The 16,807-nt window shown below is 68.9% G+C and carries 16 protein-coding genes; 15 read left to right on the top strand and 1 reads right to left on the bottom strand.

What is annotated here, in order from left to right; all coding sequences use genetic code 11:
* Window positions 1-7: 7 nt before the first annotated feature.
* From thrA to thrC, 3 genes are read left to right on the top strand one after another with little or no spacing between them, the layout of a single operon-like run.
* Window positions 8-2,530 carry a bifunctional aspartate kinase/homoserine dehydrogenase I gene (gene thrA / locus NJD74_RS08095; RefSeq protein WP_319623946.1) on the top strand — a complete coding sequence of 841 codons (2,523 nt, stop codon included), beginning with the start codon at window positions 8-10 and terminating at the stop codon, window positions 2,528-2,530.
* A complete protein-coding gene (locus tag NJD74_RS08100; protein WP_319623947.1) occupies window positions 2,527-3,459 on the top strand; it encodes a homoserine kinase in 933 nt (310 codons plus the stop codon). The genes thrA and NJD74_RS08100 overlap by 4 nt, the downstream gene beginning before the upstream one ends.
* 31 nt (window positions 3,460-3,490) lie before the next feature.
* Window positions 3,491-4,783: a threonine synthase gene (thrC, locus tag NJD74_RS08105; protein ID WP_319623948.1), complete on the top strand. Its 1,293-nt coding sequence runs from the start codon at window positions 3,491-3,493 to the stop codon at window positions 4,781-4,783.
* Window positions 4,784-4,790: 7 nt separating this feature from the next.
* Here the strand turns inward: thrC and NJD74_RS08110 are convergent, their stop codons facing one another.
* Window positions 4,791-5,552 (bottom strand): helix-turn-helix domain-containing protein, encoded by a 762-nt coding sequence (locus NJD74_RS08110; protein ID WP_070472989.1) that lies wholly within the window; start codon window positions 5,550-5,552, stop codon window positions 4,791-4,793.
* A gap of 141 nt (window positions 5,553-5,693) precedes the next feature.
* On the opposite strand from NJD74_RS08110, the gene hisS reads away from it, so the two are divergent.
* From hisS to NJD74_RS08170, 12 genes are all read left to right on the top strand, one after another.
* The gene (gene hisS, locus NJD74_RS08115) at window positions 5,694-7,091 is read left to right on the top strand and encodes a histidine--tRNA ligase (RefSeq protein WP_070472985.1); all 1,398 of its coding nucleotides are present in this window, start codon (window positions 5,694-5,696) and stop codon (window positions 7,089-7,091) included.
* Window positions 7,088-7,381 carry a hypothetical protein gene (locus NJD74_RS08120; protein WP_314404750.1) on the top strand — a complete coding sequence of 98 codons (294 nt, stop codon included), beginning with the start codon at window positions 7,088-7,090 and terminating at the stop codon, window positions 7,379-7,381. The genes hisS and NJD74_RS08120 overlap by 4 nt, the downstream gene beginning before the upstream one ends.
* Window positions 7,382-7,643: 262 nt before the next feature.
* Window positions 7,644-7,964 carry a YerC/YecD family TrpR-related protein gene (locus tag NJD74_RS08125; protein ID WP_070472979.1) on the top strand — a complete coding sequence of 107 codons (321 nt, stop codon included), beginning with the start codon at window positions 7,644-7,646 and terminating at the stop codon, window positions 7,962-7,964.
* 12 nt (window positions 7,965-7,976) lie between these two features.
* Complete coding sequence (gene hisG / locus NJD74_RS08130) at window positions 7,977-8,888, top strand: ATP phosphoribosyltransferase (RefSeq protein ID WP_319623949.1); 912 nt, start codon at window positions 7,977-7,979, stop codon at window positions 8,886-8,888.
* Window positions 8,885-10,180, top strand: coding sequence for a histidinol dehydrogenase (gene hisD / locus NJD74_RS08135; RefSeq protein WP_319623950.1), 1,296 nt, complete (start codon window positions 8,885-8,887; stop codon window positions 10,178-10,180). Before hisG ends, hisD begins: the two co-directional genes overlap by 4 nt.
* The gene (gene hisC / locus NJD74_RS08140; protein WP_102788411.1) at window positions 10,177-11,265 is read left to right on the top strand and encodes a histidinol-phosphate transaminase; all 1,089 of its coding nucleotides are present in this window, start codon (window positions 10,177-10,179) and stop codon (window positions 11,263-11,265) included. Before hisD ends, hisC begins: the two co-directional genes overlap by 4 nt.
* Entirely contained in the window at window positions 11,262-12,335 is a 1,074-nt protein-coding gene (gene hisB / locus NJD74_RS08145; RefSeq protein WP_319623951.1) for a bifunctional histidinol-phosphatase/imidazoleglycerol-phosphate dehydratase HisB, read from the top strand. Before hisC ends, hisB begins: the two co-directional genes overlap by 4 nt.
* Complete coding sequence (gene hisH / locus NJD74_RS08150) at window positions 12,332-12,934, top strand: imidazole glycerol phosphate synthase subunit HisH (protein WP_070472962.1); 603 nt, start codon at window positions 12,332-12,334, stop codon at window positions 12,932-12,934. Before hisB ends, hisH begins: the two co-directional genes overlap by 4 nt.
* A complete protein-coding gene (gene hisA / locus NJD74_RS08155; RefSeq protein WP_070472959.1) occupies window positions 12,931-13,665 on the top strand; it encodes a 1-(5-phosphoribosyl)-5-[(5-phosphoribosylamino)methylideneamino]imidazole-4-carboxamide isomerase in 735 nt (244 codons plus the stop codon). The genes hisH and hisA overlap by 4 nt, the downstream gene beginning before the upstream one ends.
* A complete protein-coding gene (hisF, locus tag NJD74_RS08160; protein ID WP_070472955.1) occupies window positions 13,659-14,435 on the top strand; it encodes an imidazole glycerol phosphate synthase subunit HisF in 777 nt (258 codons plus the stop codon). Before hisA ends, hisF begins: the two co-directional genes overlap by 7 nt.
* A gap of 1 nt (window position 14,436) precedes the next feature.
* Window positions 14,437-15,063 carry a bifunctional phosphoribosyl-AMP cyclohydrolase/phosphoribosyl-ATP diphosphatase HisIE gene (gene hisIE, locus NJD74_RS08165; RefSeq protein WP_172838084.1) on the top strand — a complete coding sequence of 209 codons (627 nt, stop codon included), beginning with the start codon at window positions 14,437-14,439 and terminating at the stop codon, window positions 15,061-15,063.
* A gap of 93 nt (window positions 15,064-15,156) precedes the next feature.
* Complete coding sequence (locus tag NJD74_RS08170) at window positions 15,157-16,755, top strand: calcineurin-like phosphoesterase family protein (protein WP_319623952.1); 1,599 nt, start codon at window positions 15,157-15,159, stop codon at window positions 16,753-16,755.
* Window positions 16,756-16,807: the final 52 nt, after the last annotated feature.

The following is a 16,807-nucleotide window of genomic DNA, read 5'->3' on the forward strand; positions in this document are numbered from 1 at the left end:
GGTCAGCATGTCTTCTGTCGCCGCTTCCGCTCCACCCTCCGCCCAGCCTGCCGTCTCCGTCGCCTCGCGTGCCGGGGTGGCGACCGTCGTCCACAAGTTCGGCGGCACCTCGGTCGCCGATGCCGAGCGCTATCGTCACGTGGCGCAGCTGCTGCTGGCGCGTGACGAGGCGATGCAGGTCACCGTGGTATCGGCGATGAAGGGCGTCACCGATGCGTTGATCGGCGTGGCCACGCTGGCGGCCGAAGACGGGTCGGCCTGGCGCGAGCATTGGCATGCGCTGCGTGCCCGCCACCGTGGCGCCGCAGTGGCGTTGCTGGGCGAACACGCCGGGGCAACGGTGGAATGGCTGGACCAGCGCTTCGATCAGCTGGCCGAGGTGCTGGGCGCGCTGGCGGTGATCGGTGGCCTGCCCACCGAAGTGCTGGACCGTGTGCAGGGCATGGGCGAGGTGTACTCGGCTCAGTTGCTGGGCCAGTACCTGCAGACGCTTGGCGAAGACTGCGCCGTGCTGGATGCGCGCGATGTGCTGGTGATCGAGCGCGGCGAACTGGGGGTGGACGTGGATTGGGTGCGCAGCGCTGAACGCCTTGCGCAATGGCGGCTGCAGCACCCGCAATCGCGCATCGTGGCTACCGGCTTCGTCGCCCGCGACCGCCAGGACCGCATCACCACGCTGGGCCGCAACGGCAGCGACTATTCCGGCGCGATCTTCGCCGCCTTGTTCAATGCCGATGAGCTGCATATCTGGACCGATGTGGACGGCGTGCTCTCGGCCGACCCGCGCGTGGTGCCCGAGGCGGTCCAGCTGGAGGCGCTGAGTTACGACGAAGCCTGCGAGCTGGCCTATTTCGGTGCCAAGGTGGTGCACCCGCAGACGATGTCGCCGGCGATCGAGCGCGGCCTGCCGATCATCATCCGCAACACCTTCCACCCGGACCATCCAGGAACACGCATCACCGCCGAGCGCACCGCCTCCGGCCCGATCAAGGGCTTGACCCTGAGTCCGGACCTGGCGGTCATCAACCTGGAAGGCACCGGCCTGATCGGCGTGCCTGGCACGGCCGAGCGTGTGTTCGCGGCGCTGCGCAATGCGCATGTATCGGTGGTGATGATCTCGCAGGGGTCTTCCGAGCATTCGATCTGCTGCGTGGTGAAACAGGCCGAGGCGGTACGTGCGCGTGAGTCGCTGCTGCAGGCGTTCGCGCATGAGTTGAGCCTGGGCCAGGTGCAGCGCGTGCAGCTGACCGACAACGTAAGCGTGCTGGCGGCGGTGGGTGACGGCATGGCCGGGCAGCCCGGCGTGGCCGCGCGGCTGTTCGAGTCGCTGGGCCGCGCGCAGGTGAACATCCTGGCGATCGCGCAGGGCTCGTCCGAGCGCAACATTTCCGTGGCGGTGGACAGTCGCCATGCGACCAAGGCCCTGCGCGCGGCGCATGCCGGCTTCTGGCTGTCGCCGCAGACGTTCTCGGTCGGTGTGATCGGCCCGGGCAACGTGGGGGCGGCCCTGCTGGATCAGTTGCAGGCCGCCCAGGTGCAGCTGTTGGGCCGCGCGAATGTGGATCTGCGCCTGCGTGCGGTGGCCTCGCGCAGCCGCATGGTGCTGGACGAACGGGGCTTGAAGGGCGACTGGCGCGCGGCGCTGTCCGGCCCGGCGCAGCCGAGTGACCTGGAGGCGTTCACCGAGCATCTGCTCTCTGCCCACCTGCCGCACGCGCTGATCATCGATTGCAGTGGCAGCGCCGATGTGGCCGACCGCTATGCCGGCTGGCTGGCCGCGGGCATCCACGTGGTCACCCCGAACAAACAGGCCGGCGCCGGTCCGCTGGAGCGCTATCACGCGATCCGCGAGGCGGCCGCCGGCAGTGGCGCGCGCTTCCGTTACGAGGCCACGGTGGGGGCAGGGCTGCCGGTCATCACCACGCTGCGCGACCTGGTCGATACCGGCGATGAGGTGCTGGCGATCGACGGCATCTTCTCCGGCACGCTGGCGTGGCTGTTCAACAAATACGACGGCCAGGTGCCGTTCTCCGATCTGGTCAGCCAGGCGCGTGGCATGGGCTACACCGAGCCGGACCCGCGTGATGATCTCTCCGGCGTGGATGTCGCGCGCAAGCTGGTGATCCTGGCGCGTGAGGCGGGCCGTGAACTCAGCCTGGAGCAGGTGCGCGTGGAGAGCCTGGTGCCCGAAGCGCTGCGCCAGGCCAGCGTGGAGGATTTCATGGCCGGCCTGCCGCAGATCGATGCGGTGTTTGCCGAGCGGCTGGCCGTCGCCAGGGCCGGGGGCGCGGTACTGCGCTACGTGGCACGCCTGACCCCGGACGGCGCTGAAGTAGGACTCGTCGCGCTGCCGGCGGGGCATGCCTTCGCCAACCTGCGCCTGACCGACAACGTGGTGCAGTTCACCACGCGCCGCTACTGCGATAACCCGCTGGTGGTGCAGGGCCCGGGTGCCGGGCCGGAGGTGACCGCCGCGGGCGTGTTCGCCGATGTGCTGCGCGTGGCGGTGGGCGAAGGAGCACGCCTGTGAGTGAGGGCAGGAGGACGGAAGCACGCGCGTTCGCGCCGGCCTCGGTCGGCAACGTGGGGGTAGGGTTCGATATTCTTGGCCACGCGATCGAAGGCGTTGGCGATACGGTCACGGTCCGCCGGATCGACGAGCCCGTGGTTCGCATCCACGCGATCCGCGGTACCACGGTAAACCTGCCGCTGGTGGCCGAGGACAACACCGCCGGTGCTGCGCTGATCGCGCTGCGTGCCGCCCTGGATCTGCCCTTCGGCTTTGAGGTGGAGATCGACAAGGGCATCGCCCTGGGCTCGGGCATGGGCGGTTCGGCCGCCTCCTGCGTGGCGGCGCTGGTGGCCGCCAATGCGCTGTTGCCGCAGCCGTTGTCGCGCGAAGCGTTGTATCCGTTCGCGTTGACTGGCGAGGCGGTGGCCAGTGGCGGCCGCCACGGCGACAACCTCGGGCCGATGCTGCTGGGCGGGCTGGTACTGAGCACGGCCGACCGCCTGGTGCCGGTGCCGGTCCCGGCGGCGTGGCACAGCCTGCTGGTGCATCCGGATGCGGTGCTGGAGACCCGCCGCGCACGCGCTGCACTGCAAGGGCACTACGCGCTGAGCGAGTTCGTCGCGCAGAGCGCGAACCTGGCACTGGTGCTCAGTGGCTGCTTCACCTCCGATGCCGCACTGGTCCGTGCCGGCCTGCGTGACGTGCTGGTCGAGCCGCGTCGGGCCGGTCTGATCGCCGGGTTTGCGGCGGCCCGCGATGCTGCGTTGAATGCCGGGGCGATGGGCGCCAGCATCTCCGGTGCGGGGCCGAGCGTGTTTGCCTGGTTCGAGCAGCGCGATGCCGCGCTTGCCGCGCAGGCGGCAGTCCAGCAGGCGTTCGCGGACGCGGGCTTCGACAGCCAAGGCTGGGTGTCACCCTTGAATGCGCCCGCCGCGCGCGTGCTGTGACACGTCCACTCTTTCTACTTTGGGATATCCGATGAAGTTCGTTTCCACGCGTCACGCCGCGCCCGCCGCCTCGCTCAGCCAGGCGCTCGCCGCCGGCCTTGCCCCGGATGGTGGTCTGTACGTTCCCGAACACCGCCCGCAACTGCAGAGCTGGTCAGCGCAGGGTTCCTTCGCACAGACCGCTGCGGCGGTACTGGCCCCGTATTTCCATGACGATGCCCTGGAGAGAGCACTGCCCGAACTGTGCGAGCAGGCCTTCGATTTCGATGCGCCACTGCGCCCCCTGGCGACCGCTGATGACCATGTGCTGGAGCTGTTCCATGGCCCCACGGCGGCGTTCAAGGATTTCGGTGCGCGCTTCCTTGCGGCCTGTCTTGCCCGGTTGCAGCAGGGGCGCGAGCGCCCGCTGACGATCGTGGTGGCGACCTCGGGCGATACCGGCGCGGCGGTGGCCGCTGCCTTCCATCGGCAGCCGGGGATCCGCGTGGTGGTGCTGTACCCGGATGGCCGCGTCTCGCCGCGCCAGGCGCATCAGCTCGGCTGCTTCGGCGACAACATCCACACGCTGCGCGTGGCCGGTTCCTTCGATGATTGCCAGGCGATGGTGAAGCAGGCGCTGGGCGATCGTGAGCTGCAGGACGAGGTGCCGCTGAGCTCGGCCAACAGCATCAGCCTGGGCCGTTGGCTGCCGCAGATGAGTTACTACGCACACGCCGCACTGCTACATCAGGCCCAGACCGGCCATGTGCTCAATCTGGTGATTCCGACCGGCAACCTGGGCAACGCGATGGCGGCCATCCTGGCGCGGACGATGGGGCTGCCGCTGGGGCAGATCGCCCTGGCGACCAATGCCAACGATGTGTTGCCGCGCTATTTCCACGGCGAGGCCTACCAGGCGCAGACCAGCGTCGCGACCATCGCCAACGCGATGGACGTGGGGGCGCCCAGCAATTTCGAGCGGCTGCGCTGGCTCTACAACGACGATGACGTGGCACTGCGGGGCGCGTTCACGGCCGAGGCCGTGGATGATGCGGCGATCCGCGAAGTGATCAAGCGGCGCCATGACCTGCATGGCGAGGTGTTCTGCCCGCATACGGCGACGGCGGTGGCGCGCCTGGAGCACCTGCGGGCCGCGGGCGCACAGGGGCATTGGGCGGTGGCGGCGACTGCGCACCCGGCCAAGTTCGAATCGGTGGTGGAGCCGTTGATCGGGCAGGTGCTGGACGTGCCGCCGGCCTTGGCCGCGCTGCTGGAGCGGCCCGCGCAGGCCGAAGCGTGCGCACCGGAGTATGGGGCGCTGCGTGAGGTGCTGTTACGCGGGTGAGGCGGGGTCAGTACGACTCGTCGGCCGACAGCTTCTGCAGGCCGGCTTCGTCCAGGATCTCGACGGTGTTCAGATGGGGCAGGGCGATCAGGCCCTGCTGGCGCAGCTTGGTGAAGGTGCGGCTGACGGTTTCCATGGTCAGGCCGAGATGGTCGGCGATGTCGCCGCGGCCCATCGGCAGGGTCACGCGCAGGCCCGGCTCACCGAGCAGCGCTTCGCGCGCGGCCAGGCGCAGCAGGAAATCGGCGACCTTCTCGGCCGGCTGCAGCCGGCCCAGCGCCATGGCGGCATCCTGCGCGGCATCCAGCTCCTGGCAGGCGCGTTGCAGCAGCTTGCGCTCCAGGTGCGGGAAGCGCGAGCGCAGGTCCTTCATCTGCGGCAGGGCCACGCGGCAGACCCGGCTGTCGGCGATGGCCTCGATGTCATAGCGGTGGTGATCGCTGCCGCTCAAGCCCAGGAAGTCGCCGGGCAGCACGAAACCGCTGATCTGGCGGCGGCCATCGGCCAGCGTGCGGACCAGGCGCAGCGCACCGGCCGTAATCGTATAGACATGTTGGCGTGGCTCACCCGCACGGGCCAGGGTGGACCCCAGCGGCAGTGCCTGGGACACGGTGACCCGCTCCAGCGCCTGCACTTCATCCGGCGACAGCGCCGAGCAGACCGCCAGGTGCCGTACCGAGCAATGCAGGCAGTCGCGCAGCGGCGAGCAACCGGGGGCGGCGGTGTCTTCAACAGCGGAAAGCGCGGTACCGGAGTGGGGCCGGGTCATGTCAGGTCAGCAAGCGGGACCTGCCTATTATACGTCATGCCGCCATTGGCCCGGTCCCGATGCCCGGATGCGGCTCGTTGCGCTGGCTGCGGCTAGAATATGCCGCTCGCTCATCCCCCCGTTTCCGCAGGAGTCCCGCAAGTGATCAAGCCCCGTACGCCGCCCGGCATCATGGAATTGCTGCCGCGCGAGCAGATCGCGTTCCAGCGCATGCTGGACGTCATCCGCCGCAACTACGAGCGGTTCGGGTTCCTGCCGGTGGAAACCCCGGTGTTCGAGCTGTCCGATGTGCTGTTGACCAAGTCCGGCGGTGAAACCGAGCGCCAGGTGTATTTCGTGCAGTCCACCGGCGCATTGGCAAACGCGGCCGAAGCCGGCGACAAAACGCTGCCCGAGCTGGCCCTGCGCTTCGACCTGACCGTGCCGCTGGCCCGCTACGTGGCCGAGCACGAGCACGACCTGACCTTCCCGTTCCGTCGTTACCAGATGCAGCGCGTGTACCGCGGCGAGCGTGCCCAGCGCGGTCGCTTCCGCGAGTTCTACCAGTGCGACATCGATGTGATCGGCAAGGACGCGCTGAGCATCCGCTATGACGCCGAAGTCCTGGCGGTGATCCATGCGGTCTTCGCCGAGCTCAGCATCGGCGCCTTTAGTATCCAGCTCAACAACCGCAAGCTGCTGCGCGGCTTCTTTGAAAGCCTGGGCGTGGCTGATGGCGAGCGCCAGCTGGCGGTGCTGCGCGAAGTGGACAAGCTGGACAAGCGCGGCCCCGACTACGTGCGCGAGACGCTGGTGGGCGAAGGCTTTGAGATCCCGGCCGAGCAGGTCGAGCGGATCCTGGCCTTCGTGGCGGTCCGCTCCAGCGGCCACGCCGACGCGTTGGCCCAGCTGGACGCGCTGCTGGCCGATCCGGCTGCCAGCGAGACGCTGAAGGTGGGCGTGGCCGAACTGCGCGAAGTGCTGGAGCTGGTCAAGGCGCTGGGCGTGCCGGAAACCGCGTACTGCCTGAATTTCTCCATCGCGCGCGGCCTGGATTACTACACCGGCACCGTGTACGAAACCACCCTGACCGACCACCCGCAGATCGGCTCGATCTGCTCCGGTGGCCGTTACGAAGACCTGGCCAGCCACTACAGCAAGTCCAAGCTGCCGGGCGTGGGCATTTCTATCGGCCTGACCCGTCTGTTCTGGCAGCTGCGCGAAGCCGGCCTGATCGCCGGGATTGAAGACAGCAGCGTGCATGCGCTGGTGGCGCTGATGGACGACGCCAGCCTGCCGCAGTCGCTGGATATCGCCCGCCGCCTGCGCGCCGGTGGCATCAACGCCGAAGTGCAGATGGAGCCGAAGAAGATCGGCAAGCAGTTCCAGTACGCGGCCAAGGCCGGTATTCGTTTCGTCGTGCTGGCCGGTGACGACGAGCTGGCGCGTGGCGTGGTCGCGGTCAAGGATCTGCTGCGCGAGCAGCAGTTCGAGGTCTCGCGCGAGGAACTGGCCAGCACCCTGCAGGTGGAACTGGAGCAGGCCAAGGTCATGCCGTGAGGCGGCTGGGGGTGGCGGCAACGCTGCTGCTCCTGCTGACCGCGTGCCGGACCGATCCTGCGCTGCATGGCCAGCGGATCGGTCCGGGCCAGTACCGGCTGACGGTCGACCGCTGCCACGTGATCGACCGGGAGCAGCTGCAGCGTGACCTGCGCGGATTGGCCGGGAAAAAGTGCCCGGACGGGGCAGGGGAGCTGCAGGCCGTCCAGTCCATCCCGAGCCGCCAGGGCAGCCTGTTCGGCGAGTGCCTGCGCAGCGGCGCCCTCCGCGCCGAGGTAACGTGCCGGTAGGTACCGACCGTTGGTCGGTACGCCGATGAGCGTCCCGTTCCGGTAGGTACCGACCGTTGGTCGGTACGCCGATGAGCGTACCGTGCCGGTAGGTACCGACCGTTGGTCGGTACGCCGTTGAACGCCCGATACCCAAAACAAACGCCCGCTCCGCGGGCGTTTTTCGTTCCCGCCCCTGAACCAACCTGATCCGAGCATCCACCCGGTTTGACCCTGGAGCTTCGTTTGCGCTAATGTAATAGCACGCTATTACATTGATACGATGAAACTACGCCCCGCCCCCCGAGAAAAAGATGCCCAGGCCGATCTGGCCTGCCTGGCTGCGGCCTTCGCCGCGCTGTCCAGCGCCGAACAGGTCACCGCATTCCTGCGCGACCTGTGCACCCCGGCCGAGCTGGAGGCGCTGTCGGACCGCTGGAAGGTGGTGCCGCTGCTGCAGCAGGGCGTGCCGTATCGCGAAATCCACGAACTGACCGGCGTCAGCGTGACCACCACCGGGCGCGTGGCGCGTTCGCTGGAGCATGGCCACGGCGGCTATGCCGCCGCCATTGCCGCCACGCCGTCCTCCCCCGAATCCGAGTAAGTGAGCCTCCCCATGAGTGCAACCCAGACCGCCCCGGCACGTGACCGGCTGCGTATCGCCATCCAGAAGAACGGGCGGCTGGCCGAGCCCGCCCGCAGCCTGCTGACCGCCTGCGGGCTGAGCTGGCGGCAGAGCCGCGACAAGCTGTTCTGCTACGGCGAGTCGCTGCCGGTGGACCTGCTGCTGGTCCGCGATGACGACATCCCCGGCCTGATCGCCGATGGCGTTTGCGATTTCGGCATCGTCGGCCGCAACGAGCTGGACGAGCAGGGCGCCGCCCGCCGCCGGACCGGCCTGCCGGATGCCTACCAGGCGCTGCGCGGGCTGAACTTCGGCCAGTGCCGGTTGATGCTGGCGGTGCCGGAGGAGTGGGAATGGACGGGCGTGGAGCAGCTGGCCGGCAAGCGCATCGCCACCAGCTACCCCGCGATCCTGGCCGACTGGCTGGGCGCGCGCGGCGTGGATGCCCAGGTGGTCGAGCTGTCGGGTTCGGTCGAAATCGCCCCGCGCCTGGGCACCGCCGACCTGATCTGCGATCTGGTCTCCAGCGGCGCCACCCTGGCCGCCAACCAGCTCAAGCCGGTCGAAACCCTGCTGGAAAGCGAGGCGGTGCTGGCCGGCCCGGTCCGCACGCCCGATGACGCCCGCGCCGGTCTGATGGCGATGCTGCTGCGTCGCCTTGATGGCGTGGTGAACGTGCAGGACAGCAAGCTGCTGATGTTCCGCGCCGCGCTGGACCGGGTCTCCGAGTTGACCCGCCTGCTGCCCGACGCCGATCCGCTGGTGCAGTTGCCCGATGACGGCGGCCACCTGCGCTTGCAGACCATGTGCCACGGTGCGTTGACCTGGCAGCGGTTGGAGGACCTGGAGCGCGCGGGTGCGCAGGGCTTGATGGTATTGAGTGTGGAGCGGTCGCTGGCATGAATCGTTTGACGTGGTCCCAATTGGATGCCGGCGCCCAGGCGCAGGCGCTGCAACGCCCGGTCCAGGCCGTGGCGGCGCGCACCCGTGAGTCCGTTGCCGCGTTGATCGCAGCAGTGCGCCAGGGCGGTGATGCCGCACTGCGTGAGATCACCCTGCGCTTCGACGGCGTGGCACCGGCGACCTTCGAGGTCAGCGAGGCGGAGTTCGCCGCCGCCGAGCAGGCCGTCTCGGCCGAGCTGCGCCAGGCGATGATCGATGCGGCCGCGCGCATCCGTACCTTCCACCAGGCCGGAATGACCCAGGGCTATGCGGTCGAGACCGCGCCCGGCGTGCGTTGCGAACGCGTGGTGCGGCCGATCGGTCGGGTGGGTCTGTATGTGCCGGCCGGCAGCGCGCCGTTGCCGTCCACCGCGCTGATGCTGGGGGTGCCCGCACAGCTGGCCGGCTGCCGGGAAGTCGTGTTGTGCACGCCGCCACGCAAGGACGGCAGTGCCGATCCGGCCGTGCTGGTGGCCGCACGCCTGACCGGCGTGCACCGCGTGTTCAAGCTGGGCGGTGCCCAGGCGATCGCGGCGATGGCGTATGGCACTGACAGCGTGCCGGCGTGCGACAAGCTCTATGGCCCGGGCAACAGTTACGTGACCGAAGCCAAGCAGCAGGTCGCCCAGGACGGTGCCGCGGCGATCGACATGCCGGCCGGGCCGTCCGAAGTGCTGGTGATTGCCGATGCGGGTGCCACGCCGGCGTTCGTCGCCGCCGATCTGCTATCGCAGGCCGAGCACGGCCCGGATTCGCAGGTGCTGCTGCTGACCGACGACGCGGCGATGGTGGACCGGGTCGAGGCGGCGGTTGAAGCGCAGCTGGCGCAGCTGTCGCGTGCGGAAATCGCCGCGCAGGCGCTGGCGTCCTCGCGCCTGATCCTGGTCGATTCGCTGGACGACGCCTTCGCGATCAGCAACCGGTATGCGCCGGAGCACCTGATCCTGGCGCTGCGCGAGCCGCGCGCGTGGTTGGACAAGGTGGAAGCGGCCGGGTCTGTGTTCCTGGGCGACTACACCCCCGAAGCGCTGGGCGACTACTGCAGTGGCACCAACCACGTGCTGCCGACCGCCGGCGCTGCCCGCGCTTACAGCGGGGTCAGCGTGGCCAGCTTCCAGAACCTGATCAGCGTGCAGTCGGCCACGGCCGCTGGCATCGCAGCGATCGGCGAGTGTGCCCGCGTGCTGGCACGCGCCGAAGGCCTGGACGCCCACGAAAACGCGGTGACGCTGCGCATGGAGGCGGCCGCATGAGCACTGCCTCCATCCTGTCCCTGGTGCGTGCCGACCTGCAGGCGTTTGCGGGGTATTCCTCGGCGCGCAGCAGTGCGCTGGTCGGCGATGTCTGGCTCAACGCGAATGAATCGGCTTGGGCCAATCCGGCCGACGCCGCCGGTGGGGCGCGCCGCTATCCCGACCCGCAGCCAGCGGCGCTGCGTGATCGCCTGGCCGAGCTGTACGGCTGCTCGTCCGAACAACTGCTGATCGGCCGCGGCAGCGACGAGGCCATCGATCTGCTGGTACGCGCGCTGTGCGAGCCGGGCCGCGATGCGGTGGTGACCACGCCGCCGGTGTTCGGCATGTATGCCGTCTGCGCGCGCCTGCAGAACGCGCCGTTGATCGAGGTGCCGCTGGTCGATCAGGGCGATGCGCTGGTCGCCGATATCGATGCCGTCATTGCCGCGGCGCTGTCGGGCAACGCCAAGCTGGTGTTCCTGTGCTCGCCGTCCAATCCCGCGGGCAGCGTGATCACCTTGGCCGAGATCGAGCGGGTGGCCACGGCATTGCAGGGCAGGGCGCTGGTGGTGGTGGATGAGGCCTACGGGGAGTACGCCGAGCAACCGACCGCAACTACGCTGTTGAGCCGTTACGAGAACATCGCCGTGCTGCGCACGCTGTCCAAGGCGCATGCGCTGGCGGCCGCCCGCATTGGCAGCCTGATCGCCGATGCCGCGCTGATCCAGCTGCTGCGCCGCTGCCAGGCGCCATACCCGGTGCCCGCGCCCTGTGCCGAGTTGGCATTGGCCGGTCTCGGCGCCGAGAGCCTGGCCGTGACTACCCGGCGCATCGCGCAGATCAAAGCCGAACGTACCCGCCTGCAGTCCGGCCTGGCCGCGCTGCCCGGTGTGGTGCGTGTCTATCCCTCGCAGGGCAACTACCTGCTGGTCCGTTTTGCCGACGCCCAAGGCGCGTTTGATGCGCTGCTCGCGGCCGGCGTGGTGGTGCGTGACCAGCGTGCCGCGCCGCAGCTGGGCGATGCACTGCGCATCACCCTCGGCAGTCCGGAACAGAACGACCGCGTACTCGCCGCCCTGATGGCCCGGAGGGCTGCCGCATGACCCCGATTCTGTTCGTCGACCGCGACGGCACCCTGATCGAAGAGCCCGCCGATTTCCAGATCGACGCCTACGAGAAGCTGCGCTTCGTGCGCGATGTGATCCCGGCGATGCTCAAGCTGCGCGATGCGGGCTATCAGTTCGTGATCGTCAGCAACCAGGATGGCCTGGGCAGCGAAGGCTATCCGCAGGCCAGCTTCGATGGCCCCAACGACCTGATGCTGCAGATCTTCGCCAGCCAGGGCATCACCTTCCGTGACGTACTGATCGACGGCACCTGGCCGCAGGACAACGCACCGACCCGCAAGCCGGGCATCGGCCTGATGCTGCCGTATCTGCAGGACCGCAGCATCGACTGGGCACGCTCGGCGATGGTGGGCGACCGCCTGACCGATATCCAGTTCGCCGAGAACATGAAGATCCGCGGTTTCCAGCTGCGCACCGAGCAGTTCGGCGGTGACTGGGACTGGACCTCGATCGCGCATGAGCTGGCCGATGCGCCGCGCCGCGCCACCGTGCAGCGCAATACCAAAGAAACGAAGATCCGGGTTGACGTCGATCTGGACCGCACCGCCGAGCCGCAGACCCACACCGGGCTGCCGTTCTTCGATCACATGCTGGAGCAGATCGGCAAGCACGGCGGCTTCGCGCTGAGTGTGCAGGCCGAGGGCGACCTGCACATCGATGAGCACCACACCATTGAAGACACCGGCCTGGCGCTGGGCCAGGCCCTGCGCCAGGCACTCGGCGACAAGCGTGGCATCGGCCGTTACGGCTTCACCCTGCCGATGGACGAGACCCTGGCCAGTGCCGCGCTGGATTTCAGCGGCCGCCCGTATTTCGTGTTCGAAGGCGAGTTCAAGCGCGAGCGCGTGGGTGACATGCCGACCGAGCTGGTGCCGCACTTCTTCCGCTCGCTGTGTGATGCGGCCGGGTTGAATCTGCACCTGAGCGTGCGCGGCGACAACGACCACCACAAGGTCGAGGCCTGCTTCAAGGCGCTGGCGCGCGCGCTGCGCCAGGCCTTGCCGCGGCAGGGCACCGCGCTGCCGAGCACCAAGGGGGCACTGTGACCGAGGTTGCGCTGATCGATGCGGGTGGAGCCAACCTCGGTTCGGTCCGCTATGCGCTGGAACGGCTGGGCGTGCAGGTGCGGCTGGTGCGCGATGCGCAGGGGCTCGAAGGTGTCTCGCGGGTGATCCTGCCCGGCGTCGGCGCGGCCCCGCACGGCATGGCGCGTCTGCATGCGCAGGGTCTGGTGCAGCCGCTGCGCGAGCTGCAGGTACCGCTGCTTGGGATCTGCCTGGGCATGCAACTGCTGTTCGATGGCTCTGAAGAGGGCCATGTCGAATGCCTGGGCCTGTTGCCCGGGGTCGTTCGCCACCTGCGTCCTGCCACCGGCATCCGTGTGCCGCACATGGGCTGGAACCGGCTGCTGCCCCTGCGCGAGTCGCCGTTGCTGGCCGGTGTGCCGGCACGCGCCAGTGCCTACTTCGTGCACAGCTATGCGGCACCCTTGGGCGAAGACACCGTGGCGGCCTGCGATCACGGCGGGCTGTTCGCGGCGGTCGTGCAGCGCGGCCGGCACAGTGGCGCCCAGTTCCACCCGGAGCGCTCGGCCGATACGGGCGCGCGCATCCTGCGCAACTTCATCGAGAACGAACCCACATGAGTTTCATCGTCTATCCCGCCCTGGACATCCGCGAAGGCCGTGTAGTGCGGCTGCTGCAGGGCGATTACGCGCGGCAGACCACCTACGGCGATGACCCGCTGCCGCGCGCGCAGGCCTTTGCCGCGGCCGGCGCAAGCTGGATGCACCTGGTGGACCTGGATGCGGCCCGGGCAGGCGGTTACACGCTGGCGCCGCTGCTGGCTGCGATCGCGGCGCAGACCGGCCTGAAGGTGCAGACCGGCGGCGGCGTGCGCTCGCGCGATGATGTCGCCCGGATTCTTGATGCCGGTGCGGCCCGGGTGGTCGTCGGCTCGGTCTCGGTGCGCGAGCCGGACACGGTGATCGGCTGGCTGCGCGAGTTCGGTCCGGACCGGCTGACCATCGCACTCGATGCCCGCCAGGCCGAGGACGGCCGCTGGCTGTTGCCGGTGCATGGCTGGACCGAGACCGCCGAGGACACGCTGGAGGCGCTGGCCCAGCGCTACGCCGAGGCCGGCATGCAGCACCTGCTGTGTACGGATATCGCGCGCGACGGCATGCTGTCCGGGCCGAACATCGAGCTTTACCAGCACTTGGCGCGGCTGTTGCCCGGCGTGGCGGTGCAGGCCTCCGGCGGTGTGCGCGATGCCCAGGACGTGGCCCAGGCCAAGGCCGTCGGCTGTGGCGGCGCGATCCTCGGCAAGGCGCTGCTGGAAGGGCGCATGACCCTGGAAGGAGCGCTGGCATGCTGAGCCGCCGCCTGATTCCGTGCCTGGACGTGCGCGATGGCCGCGTGGTCAAGGGCGTGCGCTTCCGCGACCACGTGGACATGGGCGATATCGCCGAGCTGGCGATGCGTTACCGCGACCAGGGCGCCGATGAACTCGTGTTCTACGACATCGGCGCCAGCCCGGAAGGGCGCGCGGTGGACGTGGCCTGGATCGAGCGCATCGCGCGCCTGATCGACATTCCGTTCTGCGTGGCTGGCGGCATCAGCGATGTGGAGACCGCGCGGCGCGTGCTGCATGCCGGTGCCGACAAGATCTCGATCAACTCCCCGGCGCTGGGCCGGCCGGAACTGATTGAGGAACTGGCCGATGCGTTCGGTGTGCAGTGCGTCGTCGTTGGTATCGATTCGGTACGTGAGCCGGATGGCGAATGGCGGGTGCGCCGGTTCAGTGGCGACCCGGACAAGACCCAGGCGGTGGCCGTACGCACGCTGGACTGGCTGGTGGAGGCGCAGCGCCGCGGCGCCGGCGAGATCGTGCTGAACTGCATGGACAGTGACGGCGTGCGCCGCGGCTACGACGTGGCCCAGCTGCGCCAGGCGCGTGCGCTGTGCCAGGTGCCGCTGATCGCCTCCGGCGGTGCTGGCGAGATGCAGCACTTCGCCGATGTGTTCGACCAGGCCGACGTCGATGGTGCGCTGGCTGCCAGCGTCTTCCACAGTGGCGCCATCGCCATTCCCGCGCTCAAGCAGTTCCTGCGCGAGCAGCAGATCGAGGTTCGAGATGTCTATTGAGGTGAATTCCATCGACGTGCGGCCGTCGCGCGAGGCGTTGGCGCAGCTGGACTGGGGCAAGGGCGATGGCCTGCTGCCGGTGGTGGTGCAGGACACGGATACGCTGCGCGTGTTGATGCTGGGCTATGCCAATGCGGCCTCCCTGGAGCAGACCCTCGCCACGGGCCAGATGACCTTCTTCAGCCGCAGCAAGCAGCGGCTGTGGACCAAGGGCGAGTCCTCCGGCAACGTGCTGGCGGTGACCGCCATACGGATCGACTGCGACAACGACACTGTGCTGGTCAGTGCGCGCCCGGCCGGCCCCACCTGTCATACCGGCAGCGAGAGCTGCTTCCCGCAGGCGCCGGGCAACTTCCTGGGCCGGCTGGATACCGTGGTGCGCGAGCGCGAGCAGCAGCGCCCGGCTGGCAGCTACACCACCTCGCTATTCGATGGCGGTACCCGCCGCATCGCGCAGAAAGTGGGGGAGGAGGGGGTGGAGACGGCGCTGGCCGGCGTGGCGCAGGATGACGAGGCGTTGCTCGGCGAGTCGGCCGACCTGCTGTTCCACCTCACCGTGCTGCTGCGTGCGCGCGGCCTGTCGCTGGACGACGCGGTCGCGGTGCTGGCGGCGCGCCACGCCGGGTAGGGCAGGGCTGCACATCGTTTAACGTCGGTGAAACGCGGTGCAGGCGATGATGTGCGGCTCTACAATTCCCCGCCCCCGACCGGACCGCCCCCGATGACCCGTACTGCCGCCTGGCTGGCTTGCCTGCTGTTGATGACTTCGCCTGCCTGGGCTGCTGAAACGACCGTCACCGGCAAGGTGTATCAGGAGCGCGACGGCAAGCCCGGGCGCGGCCCGACCGATCCCGGCCTGGCCGGTGTGCAGGTCTCCAACGGCGAAAGGATCGTGCGCACCGCCGCCGATGGCAGCTACAGCCTGCCGGTGCGCGAGGGCCAGACCGTGTTCGTGATCAAGCCGGACGAGTACCGCTTCCCGGCCGCCGCCAACGGGTTGCCCTCGTACTGGCGCCACTACGCGCCGCAGGGATCGCCGAAGCTGAAGTACGACGGCATCCGCGCCACCGGCGGCGCCACCCGCAACTGGGATTTCGCGCTGGAACCGGCCAAGGGCACCGATGCGGCACGCAACGGTTTCGAGATGCTGGTGTTCACCGATTCGCAGACCGCCAGCCGCCAGGACATCGGCTACTACCAGCGCGCCATCGTCGAGCCGATCATCGGCAAACACCCGGCGCGACTGGGCACGACCCTGGGCGACATCGTCAATGACGACCTGAGCCTGTACCCGGACATCAACAAGGTCACCGCGCAGCTGCAGGTGCCGTGGTTCCACGTGCCGGGCAACCATGACCTGGACATGGACGCCGGCAACGATGCGCACTCGCTGGACAGCTGGCGCGCCGTGTACGGCCCGGATACCTATGCGGTCGAAGAGGGGGGCGCGAGTTTCGTGTTCCTCGATGACGTGGTCTACGACCCCAAGGCCAAGCCGAGCTACGTGGGCGGCCTGCGCGCGGACCAGTTCACCTTCCTCGGCAATTACCTCAAGGGCCTGCCGCGTGATCGGCTGATCGTGCTCGGCATGCACATCCCGCTGTTCGATGCGGCACCCGGCCGGGAGACGTTCCGCCATGCCGATCGCACGCGCCTGTTCGCGCTGCTGAAGGACTTCCCGAACGTGCTGGTGCTCAGCGGCCACAGCCACACCCAGCAGCACTACTACCACGGCGCGGCCGAAGGCTGGCAGGGCAGCAAGCCGCTGCACGAGTACAACGTGGGCGCGGCCTGCGGGGCATTCTGGTCGGGCGTGAAGGACAGCAGCGGCATCCCCGACGCAACCATGAGCGATGGCACCCCGAACGGCTATGCGGTGCTGTCGGTCAAGCCCGGTGGCGACTACGGCCTGCGCTATTACGTGGCGCGTGCACCGGACGATTACCAGATCGCCCTGCATGCGCCGAAGGTGCTGCGCCAGGGCGCGTATCCGGCGTGGGGCGTGTACGCCAACGTGTTCATGGGCCAGGCCGATTCGCTGGTGGAGTACCGCGTGGACGATGGCGCCTGGCAGCCGATGAAGCGTGTCGAGCAGCCCGATCCGCGGCTGCTGCAGGAGAACGTCGCCGACGATACCGCCGAGCGCCTGCGCGGTTTCGACCGCTCGCCGGAAGCCACGCCGTCGCCGCACCTGTGGCGCGGCGCGCTGCCGACCAACCTGCCGGTAGGCGAGCACAAGGTGGAGGTGCGTGCCGTGCAGGGCGATGGCCCGACGGCCACGGCCAGCACCAGCTACCGCCTGCAGACCGCCAAGCCCTGATCACGGCGCCGTGGGTTCAGTACGGCGCTGTATGGCGCAGGCGGCTTTGCAT

The organism is Stenotrophomonas sp. RG-453 (assembly GCF_033843685.1).
GTDB classification, from domain to species: domain Bacteria; phylum Pseudomonadota; class Gammaproteobacteria; order Xanthomonadales; family Xanthomonadaceae; genus Stenotrophomonas; species Stenotrophomonas bentonitica_A.

Bases quoted from the DNA above. Each gene is read 5' to 3' on its own strand.
- NJD74_RS08170 (WP_319623952.1), top strand. From the start codon at position 15,157: ATGACCCGTACTGCCGCCTGGCTGGCTTGCCTGCTGTTGATGACTTCG.
- NJD74_RS08125 (WP_070472979.1), top strand. From the start codon at position 7,644: ATGAAACTACGCCCCGCCCCCCGAGAAAAAGATGCCCAGGCCGATCTG.
- NJD74_RS08110 (WP_070472989.1), bottom strand. From the start codon at position 5,552: ATGACCCGGCCCCACTCCGGTACCGCGCTTTCCGCTGTTGAAGACACC.
- hisC (WP_102788411.1), top strand. From the start codon at position 10,177: ATGAGCACTGCCTCCATCCTGTCCCTGGTGCGTGCCGACCTGCAGGCG.
- thrC (WP_319623948.1), top strand. From the start codon at position 3,491: ATGAAGTTCGTTTCCACGCGTCACGCCGCGCCCGCCGCCTCGCTCAGC.
- hisA (WP_070472959.1), top strand. From the start codon at position 12,931: ATGAGTTTCATCGTCTATCCCGCCCTGGACATCCGCGAAGGCCGTGTA.
- hisD (WP_319623950.1), top strand. From the start codon at position 8,885: ATGAATCGTTTGACGTGGTCCCAATTGGATGCCGGCGCCCAGGCGCAG.
- hisB (WP_319623951.1), top strand. From the start codon at position 11,262: ATGACCCCGATTCTGTTCGTCGACCGCGACGGCACCCTGATCGAAGAG.
- hisF (WP_070472955.1), top strand. From the start codon at position 13,659: ATGCTGAGCCGCCGCCTGATTCCGTGCCTGGACGTGCGCGATGGCCGC.
- hisG (WP_319623949.1), top strand. From the start codon at position 7,977: ATGAGTGCAACCCAGACCGCCCCGGCACGTGACCGGCTGCGTATCGCC.
- thrA (WP_319623946.1), top strand. From the start codon at position 8: ATGTCTTCTGTCGCCGCTTCCGCTCCACCCTCCGCCCAGCCTGCCGTC.